Annotated in this window: 11 protein-coding genes and 1 pseudogene; 3 read left to right on the top strand and 9 right to left on the bottom strand. The window is 58.2% G+C overall.

Going from position 1 to position 11,974, the window contains the following annotated elements; genetic code table 11:
• Positions 1–133 precede the first annotated feature (133 nt).
• The 5 genes from PH5382_RS09555 to metG all read right to left on the bottom strand — a co-directional run bounded on the left by PH5382_RS09555 (position 134) and on the right by metG (position 5,459).
• Positions 134–1,150, bottom strand: coding sequence for a porin (locus PH5382_RS09555; protein ID WP_058334150.1), 1,017 nt, complete (start codon positions 1,148–1,150; stop codon positions 134–136).
• 92 nt (positions 1,151–1,242) lie between these two features.
• Positions 1,243–2,511 (bottom strand): imelysin family protein, encoded by a 1,269-nt coding sequence (locus PH5382_RS09550; RefSeq protein WP_058334149.1) that lies wholly within the window; start codon positions 2,509–2,511, stop codon positions 1,243–1,245.
• Between the two features lie 59 nt (positions 2,512–2,570).
• Positions 2,571–3,050 (bottom strand): hypothetical protein, encoded by a 480-nt coding sequence (locus tag PH5382_RS09545; protein WP_058334246.1) that lies wholly within the window; start codon positions 3,048–3,050, stop codon positions 2,571–2,573.
• A gap of 11 nt (positions 3,051–3,061) precedes the next feature.
• A complete protein-coding gene (gene hemP, locus PH5382_RS19445; RefSeq protein ID WP_082645616.1) occupies positions 3,062–3,232 on the bottom strand; it encodes a hemin uptake protein HemP in 171 nt (56 codons plus the stop codon).
• 508 nt (positions 3,233–3,740) lie between these two features.
• Positions 3,741–5,459, bottom strand: coding sequence for a methionine--tRNA ligase (gene metG / locus PH5382_RS09540; protein ID WP_058334148.1), 1,719 nt, complete (start codon positions 5,457–5,459; stop codon positions 3,741–3,743).
• Between the two features lie 236 nt (positions 5,460–5,695).
• On the opposite strand from metG, the gene PH5382_RS09535 reads away from it, so the two are divergent.
• Positions 5,696–6,460, top strand: a complete 765-nt coding sequence (locus PH5382_RS09535) for an OB-fold-containig protein (RefSeq protein WP_058334147.1) — start codon at positions 5,696–5,698, stop codon at positions 6,458–6,460.
• A 94-nt stretch (positions 6,461–6,554) separates the two neighbouring features.
• Positions 6,555–7,217: pseudogene (locus tag PH5382_RS09530) on the top strand (flotillin family protein); the annotation flags it as partial.
• An 84-nt stretch (positions 7,218–7,301) separates the two neighbouring features.
• Here the strand turns inward: PH5382_RS09530 and PH5382_RS09525 are convergent.
• The 4 genes from PH5382_RS09525 to PH5382_RS09510 form a co-directional block, all read right to left on the bottom strand.
• The gene (locus PH5382_RS09525) at positions 7,302–8,531 is read right to left on the bottom strand and encodes an MFS transporter (RefSeq protein WP_058334146.1); all 1,230 of its coding nucleotides are present in this window, start codon (positions 8,529–8,531) and stop codon (positions 7,302–7,304) included.
• Between the two features lie 81 nt (positions 8,532–8,612).
• Positions 8,613–9,239: a YceI family protein gene (locus tag PH5382_RS09520; RefSeq protein WP_058334145.1), complete on the bottom strand. Its 627-nt coding sequence runs from the start codon at positions 9,237–9,239 to the stop codon at positions 8,613–8,615.
• 60 nt (positions 9,240–9,299) lie between these two features.
• The gene (locus PH5382_RS09515) at positions 9,300–9,983 is read right to left on the bottom strand and encodes an ImuA family protein (RefSeq protein WP_231751838.1); all 684 of its coding nucleotides are present in this window, start codon (positions 9,981–9,983) and stop codon (positions 9,300–9,302) included.
• 130 nt (positions 9,984–10,113) lie between these two features.
• Positions 10,114–10,515: a rhodanese-like domain-containing protein gene (locus PH5382_RS09510; protein ID WP_058334144.1), complete on the bottom strand. Its 402-nt coding sequence runs from the start codon at positions 10,513–10,515 to the stop codon at positions 10,114–10,116.
• Between the two features lie 206 nt (positions 10,516–10,721).
• Between PH5382_RS09510 and PH5382_RS09505 the strand changes: the two genes are divergently transcribed.
• Positions 10,722–11,765, top strand: a complete 1,044-nt coding sequence (locus tag PH5382_RS09505; protein ID WP_058334143.1) for an aldo/keto reductase — start codon at positions 10,722–10,724, stop codon at positions 11,763–11,765.
• Positions 11,766–11,974: the final 209 nt, after the last annotated feature.

Genomic DNA, 11,974 nt, shown 5'->3' with positions numbered 1-11,974 from the left:
TTTATCAGGTAAGGCTATTTGCACAAAATAAAGGGCCGCAGAAACTGCGACCCCTTCGGGATTCCGTCGACTCACCTTGCCAGCTCCGAGGGAACGAATGGCTGGTCAGGCGGGCATTCCGTTGGATACCCAGTTAGCTACCCAGTGGGATGATAAGGTTGACGCCAAGAATGGTGTCTTCGACACCATTGTCGTCTTGCAGCGCCAGCGCGCCACCCAGGGTCATGCCGTTCTGGAATTCGTACTCAGCCGCGATCGAGTAGAGATCGGTTTTGCCGCCGGTATCCAGATCGCGCTGTGCCAGGGTGCCTGACAGGGTCAGCTCGCCAATCGCATAGGCCGCGTTCAGGGTAGCAAAGGTGGCATCATCTGCGCCGCCACCAAAGTTGGAGAAGGAGGCGATTTCAGCAAAGACGTCAAAGCCGCCCTGGAAGGAATGCCCGATACCGGCGACAAAGCCCTGTTCGTCATCCACGTCACCAGCGCTGGCGCTCAGATGGCGGGCACCGACGTGGAAACGGGTGCCATCGACTTCATGCGCCCACTGGATCGCAAAGTTGTCGAATTCACCTGTGTTGCCTGCACCGCCGGCGCTGGCACGGTTGCGGCCGCGGTTTTCGCCCCAAGAGCGGCTGAGCCCGGTATCATCGGCATAAAAGACGCCAAAGGACAGTGTGCCTGCGCCGTTCAGCTCAACATCGGCCAGAACACCGATCTGCTCTGCCAGCTCATAGTCTTCGGCTAGAGTGCCACCAAAGAATCCTGCCGCATCATCCCAGGCTGTGCCAAATACGGGATGCAGTTTACCGATGGTGACGGTGGTCGCCTCACCCAGGCCAAAGCTCAGCCCCAGTTCTTCGACATAGATCCCCATGTCATCAAAGGTGCGATCGAGGGTGGCATCGGTGACGCTTTCTGCTGTCAGAGTCGAAAAGATCTCGATGCCGCTGCCAAAGGTATAGGTGCCGGTGGCGGTGATGATGGCATAGGTATCGCGAATTTCATTGCCCGCAACATCCGAAGAGACAACCTGCTCGTTGCCAATTTCGATTTCGCCTTCCCAGGAGAAACCTTGTTCTGCTAGGGCTGCGTTAGCGCACAGGAAGACGGGGGCGCTGAGGGCCAGCGCCGCAGTTGTTTTGATTGTCATAGGACTTCTTCTTTCAGGTGAGGGGGCCTGACTGCTGGTTTCAGTCAGGCTCCTCTGGTTTTGATTCTGTTATGTTATTACGTGCATGCTTCTTATTCGAAGACAGCCGATGGATTGTCAAGGCTGTCGGAGCCCTCAAATTCCAAACCATCGAGGTTGAGCAGTTTTACAACACGTTCAATGGATTGCGTCTGATCAACCAGACCGTTGACGCCGCCCATCACCAGGGCTTCACCGGCGGCATTCCCCTGTTCCAGCATCTGGTCATAGGAAAAACCGGCCTCGGCCGTGGTCTTGATCCGGCCAAGTGCACGCATGGTCGTGGAGAGCTTGCTGCGCATTTCGGCATCAAGTGCGGGGTTCGAAGATGCAACCAGATCAGACAGGGAAGCGCCAGAGACCAGCGCACCATCTACCCGGACGTATTCGCCGAGATAAACGTTTTGCACCCCAAGACCATCATAGTAGTGGCTGTTGTGGGTGTTGTCGGAGAAACAGTCGTGCTCTTCTTCAGGGTCATTCAGCATTAGGCCCAGACGCATGCGTTCGCCTGCCTGTTCACCATAAGACAGCGATCCCATGCCGGTCAGCATTGCAGAAATACCGGCGTCGACGTCGCCCAATAGCGTGGTCCGCGCCGCGCCTGCCTCAGACCATTGCGCAGCCATCCATTCAAGATCCGATACCAGCAGATCAGTTGCGGCTTTCAGGTAGTCGCCCCGGCGATCGCAATTGTCGTTGGTGCAGACATCGCCCTGGCCATAATCCGTCCAGGCGCGGTCACCGGCGCCGTGATCCGTCCCGTTCAGATCTTGCCCCCAGAGCAGGAACTCAATGGCGTGATAGCCGGTGGCGACATTGGCCTCGACGCCGTCTGCTTCATGCAGGGTGTCCGCCAGCAAGGCTGGGGTGATGGTGCTGGTGTCGATGGTTTTGCCAGACAGTTCAAACGCTGGATTTGCCACAACATTGAGCGCCGCCAAGGCGTTTTCATCATTGGGGCCGCCATAGGAGGCATCGACATAGTCGATCAGGCCTTCGTCCAGCGGCCAGGCGTTGACCTTGCCTTCCCAGTCATCAACCACGGCATTGCCAAAGCGGAACACTTCGGACTGCTGGTAAGGAACGCGCGCCGCCAGCCAAGCTGCGCGGGCTGCGGTCAGCGCTTCGGCCGAGGGGGAGGCGATCAGGCTGTTCACTGCGGCTTGCAAGGTTTTTGCGGTGGTCAGGCTGTCCTGATATTTGGCCTGAGCGATATTGGCATAATTGATGACAACATCGGTCTTGGTGTCGGCAAAAACCGGGGTCGTGCCGAGTGCGATACCTGCCAGTGCAGTGCCTGTGAGAAACAGAGATTTCATCTGTGAAGTCCTTGATAGTGATACTAGGTGGGTATGGGGGATGAGTTCGGGCGGTTTAATCAATGCAGGCTGGCCGATCCTGGGCGATAGATGCGTCGTGGCGGCTGGCCCGGGGTCATTTGTTGTATAAACAGGGCAGACTGCGTTGCGAGCGTACTCAGAGTGCGCGCCCTTTGTGGTACGACCAAAAGTGACGCGAGCAAGTCGGCATCTGCAATCTCGCCCTGGGCCGCTGCGGCCACCAGATTGGCAAAGCAGTTCTCGTCCGCCCCAAGACAGGAGCAGGTCAGGCCATGACGGACCAGCGGGCGGCGACCATGCTGGACGCAGTAATCACAAAGTTCACCGAAGCTTTCATAGGCGCTTTCGGCCAGATCCGGGCCGAGCGAGGCACAGAAGGCCTGGTGCAGGTCGGAGCGTGGCCCTGCACCGCTAAACCAGTAGCGCAGATAACGGATTGCAGCTGCTTCAAGCGGCGGAAGGTCGCTGATCAGGCCGACGGAGGTGCCGCCGCGCGACGGGCCGATGCCCGCTCTCATCTGCCCAGTGGTCATTTGGTCAGGATCAACTTGCCAGCGCGGGTGATGCGCAGGCTGTAGATCTGGCCATTCAACAAAATACGGGCCTGGATGCCGCCGCGGGTCAGATCTTCGGCATGATAGGTTGGGAAAACTTCTGTGGTAGCGGTGGTTGCCACCGGATCGGATGTCATCTGGTTCATGAGGGTCGCCCATTGTTGAATTCCGCCTTGTCCAGAAGCCATTCCAGACAGAAGCCGGACAGAGACCCGCTGGGGGCAAAAACCGAGGCCCAGAGATCTCCCAAACCATCCTGAGGTTCAGGCTGATGGGAGTAGGGCGCAGAACTGGGTTTTCCGTTCGACATGGTGGCGATTTCTATTTGTGGTGTTGTGAATCGGGCTGGCCTGAAAGCAGGTTGGCTGTGGGGATATATACCTGATTTTTTTCATCAGGAAACCCATCCTGAGTAAATTAGTCAGAAAAAAGTCACCTTTGTGGATGTCGCTCCCGAAATGGCAAAAAATGAGGCGTTTTGTTGGTTTTGGTGCTGCTGTACTTGCCAGATTGTGAGGCGCTGGCCGGATCCAAACGGAAAAACCCGCCTCTTGCGAGACGGGTTTTGCAGGTCTAGGAGCGCACTAGGCGCTCCGGGTTGGCGTCTGGTTGCAACCTTCTGCGTTCGTTTGGCGGCTTTGTACTAGGCCGTTGTCAGTCGCGCGTGCCCGCAAAGCGCTCTTGCCATTCCTCGCGTTGCTCGTCCGTGATTTTGGCAAACAACACATCCGGGACAGTAAAGCCATGTCCGGCAGGCAAAGCTGAAAGCGCTGCCGCGACATCTGTGGGCCAGCTGCGATCATCGCAGTTCAGCGCGTCCATCAGCCGGTCGGAGGCATTTGGAATGAAGGGTGCGCTCAGCACCGCATAGAGACGGATCAAATTGAGGCCAAGACGCACCTGGGCTGCTGCCTGATCCGGATCGGTCTTGAAGACGGACCAGGGGGCGGCGCTTTGCAGGTACTCGTTGCCCGCGACCCAGATGGCACGCAGTTCCTGTGCTGATTTGCGAACCTCCATATGTTCCATATGGCTCTCGTAGGCGCGGATGCGCTTGCTCAGCTCCTCGATGAGAGCCTGTTCCTGTGCGCCGTATTCTCCGGCGCTGGGAACTTCCTCGCCGAATTTGGACCGGCAGAATTTGGTGATGCGGCTGACAAAATTGCCCAGAACATCGGCCAGATCCTTGTTCACGGATTGCTGGAAGTTTTCCCAGGTGAATTCAGAATCCGAGCTTTCAGGCGCGTGGCTGAGCAGCCACCAGCGCCAGTAATCAGCGGGCAGGATTTCCAGGGCCTGGTCCATGAAGATCCCACGACCCTTGCTGGTGGAGAACTGGCCGCCGTCATAGTTCAGATAGTTGAAGCTTTTCAGGTGATCGACCAGTTTCCACGGCTCGCCCGAGCCGAGAATGGTGGCCGGGAAGGACAGCGTATGGAACGGCACGTTGTCCTTGCCCATGAACTGAACGTATTTCACGTCATCCGCGCCTTTGTCGGTGCGCCACCAGCGCTGCCAGTCGGCATCGGTTTTGCCGTTGGCTTCTGCCCATTCACCCGCACAGGCGATATATTCGATGGGGGCGTCGAACCAGACATAGAAGACCTTGCCTTCCATGCCGGGCCAGTCCTCATCGCCCTTTTTGACCGGGATGCCCCAATCCAGATCCCGGGTAATGCCCCGGTCCTGCAAGCCGTCGCCATCATGCAACCATTTCTTGGCGATGGAGGTGGTCAAAACAGGCCAGTCAGCCTTGCTGTCGATCCAGGCCTCCAGCTGATCCTTCATCTGTGACTGGCACAGAAACAGGTGCTTGGTCGCGCGCACTTCCAGATCGGTCGAGCCAGAGATCGCCGAGCGGGGGTTGATCAGATCGGTGGGATCCAGCTGCTTTGTACATTCCTCGCACTGGTCGCCGCGGGCGTTCTCAAAGCCGCAGTTTGGGCAGGTGCCCTCGACATAGCGGTCGGGCAGAAAGCGGCCATCCGCATTGGAGTAGACCTGGCGATCTTCAACTTCGCGGATCAGACCGGCTTCGGCCAGCTTGCCGGCAAAATGTTGGGTCAGCGCGTGGTTTTGCGGACTGGACGAGCGGCCAAAGTGGTCAAAGCTGAGGGCAAAGCCTTTGGCGATTTCGGCCTGCACATCGTGCATTTCAGCGCAGAATTCAGCCACTGGTTTGTCTGCTTTGGCAGCAGCCAGTTCGGCCGGGGTGCCGTGTTCATCCGTGGCGCAGAGGAACAGAACCTCGTTGCCGATGCCGCGCTGGTAGCGGGCGTAGAGATCGGCCGGCAGCTGGCTGCCCACCAGATTGCCCAGATGTTTGATCCCGTTGATATAGGGAATTGCCGAAGTGATCAGAATGCGTGCCATGCCATCCACCCATGTATAACGTCGAAGGCCCGTCTACCCCAAGCGGGGCGGCGCGAAAACCCCGGCTGGGATATTCCGCACATTTTTGGATCTTGGAAGCACTTTGACTTGCTTTGCCACTACCGCTGGCGCACCTATAACGGGAATTTTTTTGTACCAGCGTCTTGAAAAGTCACGGGTGGGTTATCAGATTGACTGTATGCCGTTGTATACTGAATTGAGGATTTTGCCTGTAGATGTTTGACTTTCTGTTTGACCCGGCCCTGCTGCCTTTCAGTTTTGCGCTGGCGCTGCTTTTTGGCCTGGCGGGGTTGGAACTGGCGGCATTGTTGATCGGGGCAAGCTTTCTGGGCGGTGACGCGGATACAAGCATTGATGGTCCCGAGGGGCTCGACGGCGCCGATCTGGGAGATTTCTCTCTTGATGCGGACGGTCTGGATAGTCTGGATGGTATGGGCGATCTTGGGGATCTGGGCGAACTCGACCTTACCGATATCGATGGTTTTGATGTGGCTGAGGTCGGCCCTACAGTGGAAACTCCGCTAGGGGTGAGCAACTGGCTTGGTCTGGGGCAGGTCCCGATGCTGATCTGGCTGGCAGTTTTTCTGCTTGCTTTTGGCCTTTCGGGTGTGGGTCTGCAAATGGGCCTTAAGGCGACATTTTCCGCTGCGGCACCAGCTTGGCTTGCGGTGCTGCCTGCGGGTGCCTTTGGGCTGTGGTTTGCCCGCAGTTTTGCGATCGTTTTTGCACGGGTTCTGCCACAGACAGAGACCGAGGCTGTGTCGGAGCGCAGTCTTGGGCGTCGACGCGGTGTCGTCACTCAGGGGACTGCCGCCAAAGGGCGGCCGGCGGAGGTGCGCGTCATTGATAGCTATGGCAACGCGCACTACCTGCGTGCAGAACCCTTTGCCAAGGGCGAAGAAATAGCCCAGGGAACCGAGGTTCTGGTGATCCGGGACCGGCGTCAGAAGACCTATGTTCTGATCCCGCTGTCCGAATGAAGGTCATGGCTAAGCGCTTGCCCATTGCCCCGTTGGCTGGCTTTGCATGACCAAGGAAAAATTTGATACGTCTTTGATAGATGGAGGAAATCCTATGGATTTTTTGATAGTTACCGTACCCAGCATATTGGTCTGTTTGTTGGTTCTTGGCCTGGTTCTTGGCCGTCTCTACCGCCGCTCTACCCGTGAAGTCAGCCTGGTAAAGACTGGCGCGGGTGGCAAAAAGGTCATCATGGATGGTGGCACGATCGTGGTGCCTTTGCTGCACGAAGTCAGCCCAGTCAACATGAAGACACTGCGTCTGGAAGTGCAGCGCAGCGGAGATGCGGCGCTGATCACCCAGGACCGGATGCGGGTGGATGTGGGCGTTGAATTCTATGTTTCGGTGATGGCCTCGGTCGAAGGGATTTCGCGCGCAGCACAGACCCTTGGGGACCGCACGTTTGATGTGGAACAGCTGCGTGAGATGATCGAAGGTAAGCTGATCGACGGCCTGCGGGCTGTTGCCGCGCAGATGACCATGGATGGATTGCATGAAAACCGGGCTGATTTCGTACAAGAAGTGCAAAACGCAGTCTCTGAAGATTTGACTAAAAACGGCCTTTCGCTGGAATCGGTTTCCTTGACCGCGCTGGATCAGACCCCATTCGAAGCACTGGATGAAAACAATGCCTTTAACGCAGTTGGTATGCGCCGTCTCGCAGAGGTAATCGCAACCTCTAAGATGGAACGGGCACAGATTGATGCTGAAGCAGAGGCCGAGCCGGGCGCATCAGCCTGAACAAAGCCAGTTTGATTTTGGGTATAGTTTAGGAAAAGGGGCGGGTGATCCGGCCCTTTTCTATTTACGCTCACGTGACCGCTTCAGCAGACGGCCAATCGTGAACGAAGTGCGCGGCGCATATACGTAGCGGGTTCTGTCTTCTATTTCCGGGGCCGGGCGGGCCTGCATCCGGGTCAAGCCAAAGACAATCAACAAAAGATGCCCGCAGGCCACAAAGGCAAACAGCGCCGGTGGGCCATAGCTGCTGATCAGGCTGGAGGCCACATAGGGGGCGGCAATCGCACCAAGGGCAAAAAAGAACATCAGGGCTGCAGACAGTTCAACCCGCTGTTCCGAGGTGGCAAAATCATTGGCATGTGCGGCAGAAACCGAAAAGATCGGGAAGGTCGTCAGCCCGAAAAGCCCGGCTGCCAGCATCACGCCGATGGTGCCCGCCTGGCTGGCCGCCATGGTGATGAAACAGCTGATGACGGCTGCAGCCGAGAGCCAGATCAGCACCCAGCGACGGTCATATTTGTCGGCAAGCCAGCCCATCGGGTATTGTGCCATTGCCCCCCCCAGCACAAAGGACGCCAGGAAAAAGGCGATCTGGTCGATCTCAAGACCAACTTCCTGACCATAGATCGGGCCGACCATACGAAAGGAGGCAGAGCTGAGCGCGGCGACAATGACGCCCGCAACGGCCAGCGGCGAACAGTTCCAGGCCAGACGGGGCCGCAAGCGTGGCGCGGCCGGAGTTTCCGGCTGGCTGGCGCGGGTCAGTGTCAGCGGCAACAAGGCCGCACAGCATAGCAGCGCCAGAAGGTTGTAAGAAACATAATAGGCAGGGGGCAGCACCGCGATGATCAGCTGTGCGCCAAGCGAGCCGCCCATATCCACCAGTCGATAGGTCCCCATGGCCCGCCCACGGGTTTCATTGGTGACCTTGGCGTTAAGCCAGGCCTCGATCACCGTATAGCTGCCCGCCACACATAGACCTGAAGCGATGCGCATGACGGCCCATGCATAGGGATCATTGGTCAGTGTGTGGCCAATCAACCCCATCGCGCCCAGGGCTGTGCAAACGGCAAAGGCGCGGGAATGGCCAATGGTGCCCAATAGGCGCGGCGCCCACCAGCAGCCGACAAAGAAGCCCACAAAATGAGCCGAGCCGAGCAGGCCGATCTGCTCTTTGTCAAATCCCAGAGTAAAACCTGAAAGCGCATCCAATGGTCCAACGCCACCAGTTGCGAGCTGCAAAAGAACGACGGATAGAAATAGGGCGGCAAAGGAAATGATCATACGCATGATTGGGCATCAACGCTGCTGATCCGGGTGAAGGCAAGCTGTTTTTCGACGCGAATGTCGCATCGGGGCCTTTTCTGCTCTTTATGTTTGGCGTTTGAGGCTGGCCTGAATGTTAAGGCGTATTTTGTCCTGCACCAGGGCCGCAAAACCGGTGGCTCCAAATGCCCTTCGACTGATCTGCCCGGTCAGGGTGAAATCAAGACGGCTGAGATCATCCGGGTCTGTCCCTGCCGGACGATACAAAGCGGCCTGCAGGGCGACGGGGCGGGTAATGCCACGCAGGGTCAGATCACCGATGATCTCAGCCCCGCGAGACAAGCGCCGGTCCGGGCCAAGGCGGATCCTGCGCGATGTGAAGGCAATTGTCGGATAGCGCTCCACGTCAAGCACGTCCGGGCTTTTCATCGCCTGGGTGGCAAAAATCAAGCCGGTCCTCGCGGCGCGAGCATTCAGAGAGACGGCGACTTTTGTAGCCTGTAATTGACTGGGGGCCAGGTCTACTGACGAGGCGGCAATGGGCATCCTGCCAGTTTGCCAGATGCCGTTTAGCCGAAAGCCAAATCCTACTTTAGTTTCGTGCGGATCCAGCAGGTAGTCAGCTGATTTAGCCCAAAGCCTTGCAGGCAAGACCGCAACGGCACCAGCCCCGAATAGAGCTTGGCGTCTGTTGATTTTGCGCCCTGTGATAGGTGTGGGGGCGGTGCGCATAATGTGGTCTCCTCTGCTCTATCTTAGCGAAATTCAGAAACGCCGATAGAGGTTGTAGGATCACGATGCTGTTTGTGGCCCCGGGAAGGCATACGGGAAGGCATTCTGGGAGGCGCCTTGTGTTGTCGCTGTTGGCTGGTGTGATCCGTCTGGGCAGATTTGTAGCGCCATGCGCGGGGCTTTCTGTTCCAGCCGCCAGCTGGCCGGGGGCTGGCTGCGGGCGCGCAGGCGCTCCAAGTGCCAGATCCGGCGCTGGCCGTTGTGGGCGGCACGCATGTGCCAGCGGCTTTCGATCCCAGCAGCGCCACCTTGATTCGGGGTCAGCAGCAGCCCCAACGGGGCTGGTCCAGACGCGCCGCCCTGTTCCGCCGCCAGATGCAGGCGACGCACTGGCGTCATGGCAGGTGGGGCCGCTAGGTCGGCCACCACCAGCGGTGCGGCCCCTGACCTTAGCGCTTCTTCCAGTGCCCAGAGTTGATCTTCGCGGCGACTGGCGGTGACAAAAAGAAACCGGGCAGGGTCAACAAAATCCATCATCCCATCGGGATTGAGAGAATGCCCCTCCCAAGTGGTGGAAATCCATATAACCGGCCCGCGGGTTGCGCTGGCCAGCCAGGCGGCAAAGCTACGGCGGGCCGGTCCGCAGACCTCATGGGCGCGCCCCCAGGTCAGACTGATGTCTGCAAGCAAAGAGAGGCTGGCGCGGGGGGTATGGCTGTGGCGGGAGAGCAGGTGAGTCGACATGGGGAAATCATACACTGTTCACTTTTTGTTCTCAATGTTTCTTAGTGCGTTTTTCCTGCGCGTTTCAGTGGAGCTGCATGCACCGCAGATCTGTCAGCGGTGCATGCGGGAAATCATGAAGATCGCGCCATCAGCTGCTGCGGGGGACGATGGGCCCACCTTCTTTCTCCCAGGCGGTGAAGCCGCCTTCGAGATGCATCACCGGTGCCAGTCCCATCTCCATCGCCTGTTTGGCGCTGAGCGCCGACCGCCAGGCGCTGGCGCAGTAAAACACATAGGTTTTGTCCTGATTGAAAACCGGCTTGTGATAGGGGCTGTCCGGATCGATCCAGAATTCCAGCATGCCACGCGGGCAGGAAAACGCGCCGGGAATCAAGCCCGAACGCTGCAACTCACGAATGTCGCGCAGATCAACAAAGACGTAAGATGGATCCTGCGCCTTCTCTTTGGCTTCGGCCACCGACATGGTGGTGACAACGTGACTGGCCTCGGCCAGCAGGGCCTTAATACCCTTGGTGATGTTCTGCGCCATAGGTGCTTCCTTTCGGACACTGTGGGTTGTACTCCAGCTGCAGATGCGGAGCGGATTTGGCGGCTAAGCTCTCTTATTCTGCAAGGGAGTACAAGATGCTCAGACTGCAGCGCTTGCACCTGGAACAGGGCAGGTTAAGGTCGCCGTTCAGAACAGCAGGCTGAGCAAGAGGCCGCTACGGCAACCGTCAAGAGAAGGAACGCGCGATGAAGATGAACCCGCTTGGACGCACCGGTATGATGGTGTCGGAACTTTGCCTTGGAACCATGACCTTTGGCACGCAGACACCCGAAGCTGAGGCGCATGCCCAGATCGACTATGCGCTGGCGGCTGGGGTGAATTTTGTTGATACCGCCGAGATGTATCCGGTCAATCCGGTCAGCAAGGAAACCATTGGCCGCAGCGAAGAGATCCTGGGCAGCTGGCACGAAAAGACCGGGCGGCGGGCGGAATACATCCTCGCGACCAAACATTCCGGCGAAGGCCTTGCGGCAGTGCGCGACGGCGAAGCGATTACGTCCAAGACCATTGCCAGCACCATCGAAGGCTCGCTGAAGCGGTTGAAGACGGATTACATTGATCTCTATCAGTTCCACTGGCCCAATCGCGGCAGCTATATGTTTCGCAAAAACTGGAGCTTTGATCCTTCAAGCCAGAATCGCGAAGAGACTCTCGACAATATGCGCGACTGCCTGGAGGCGCTGCAGGCACAGGTGGACCGGGGCACGATCCGGGCCTTTGGTCTGAGCAATGAAAGTGCGTGGGGCACGGCGCAATGGTTGCGGCTGGCGGAAGAGGGCGTGGGGCCACGGGTGGCCTCAATCCAGAACGAATACTCGCTGCTTTGTCGCATGTATGACACCGACCTGGCAGAGCTGAGTGTCAACGAGGATGTCGGACTTTTGGCGTTTTCGCCGTTGGGGACTGGCTTGCTGACCGGGAAGTATCAGCAAGGTGCGGTGCCAGAAGGGTCACGCAAATCACTGGTGCCAGAGCTGGGCGGGCGCCATTCACCCCGCGTCTACGGTGCGGTTGATGCCTATCTGGAGATTGCCCGCCGCCATGGGCTGGATCCGGTGCACATGGCGCTGGCCTGGTGCCGCACGCGGCCCTTCATGGCTTCTGCCATCTTTGGGGCCACCCGACAGGACCAGCTGGAACACGCGCTGAAATCGGTGGCGTTGGAGCTGTCGCAGGACGTTCTGGAAGAGATTGATCAGGCGCATCGCGCCCATCCTATGCCCTACTAGCCATGCCCTCTTAAAACTCGAAAGGGAGTGGCTCCCGCCAGTTCTGCGTGCATTTCATGCCCGCGCACTGTTGGGCCCGGCGCCGCGCTTTGCGCGGCGCAAAAGAAAAGCTGCTGAGACGCCTCTGAGGAGCAGGTCTGCCCTTCAGAGGCCAGCGCAAGTATAACCCCGCAAATTCCGCCGCATAAATTCCGTCTCAAGGGTAAACC

Origin of the sequence: Phaeobacter sp. CECT 5382, assembly GCF_001457775.1 — a bacterium.
GTDB lineage: Bacteria > Pseudomonadota > Alphaproteobacteria > Rhodobacterales > Rhodobacteraceae > Pseudophaeobacter.
Note: the sequence above shows the minus strand (reverse complement) of the source record. Positions and strands in the feature narration are given on the sequence as shown.

What these genes read in the sequence shown, in the direction of transcription:
- PH5382_RS09555 (WP_058334150.1), bottom strand. Translation starts at nt 1,150, where the DNA reads ATGACAATCAAAACAACTGCGGCGCTGGCCCTCAGCGCCCCCGTCTTC.
- PH5382_RS09550 (WP_058334149.1), bottom strand. Translation starts at nt 2,511, where the DNA reads ATGAAATCTCTGTTTCTCACAGGCACTGCACTGGCAGGTATCGCACTC.
- PH5382_RS09545 (WP_058334246.1), bottom strand. Translation starts at nt 3,050, where the DNA reads ATGAGAGCGGGCATCGGCCCGTCGCGCGGCGGCACCTCCGTCGGCCTG.
- hemP (WP_082645616.1), bottom strand. Translation starts at nt 3,232, where the DNA reads ATGAACCAGATGACATCCGATCCGGTGGCAACCACCGCTACCACAGAA.
- metG (WP_058334148.1), bottom strand. Translation starts at nt 5,459, where the DNA reads ATGGCACGCATTCTGATCACTTCGGCAATTCCCTATATCAACGGGATC.
- PH5382_RS09535 (WP_058334147.1), top strand. Translation starts at nt 5,696, where the DNA reads ATGTTTGACTTTCTGTTTGACCCGGCCCTGCTGCCTTTCAGTTTTGCG.
- PH5382_RS09525 (WP_058334146.1), bottom strand. Translation starts at nt 8,531, where the DNA reads ATGCGTATGATCATTTCCTTTGCCGCCCTATTTCTATCCGTCGTTCTT.
- PH5382_RS09520 (WP_058334145.1), bottom strand. Translation starts at nt 9,239, where the DNA reads ATGCGCACCGCCCCCACACCTATCACAGGGCGCAAAATCAACAGACGC.
- PH5382_RS09515 (WP_231751838.1), bottom strand. Translation starts at nt 9,983, where the DNA reads ATGTCGACTCACCTGCTCTCCCGCCACAGCCATACCCCCCGCGCCAGC.
- PH5382_RS09510 (WP_058334144.1), bottom strand. Translation starts at nt 10,515, where the DNA reads ATGGCGCAGAACATCACCAAGGGTATTAAGGCCCTGCTGGCCGAGGCC.
- PH5382_RS09505 (WP_058334143.1), top strand. Translation starts at nt 10,722, where the DNA reads ATGAAGATGAACCCGCTTGGACGCACCGGTATGATGGTGTCGGAACTT.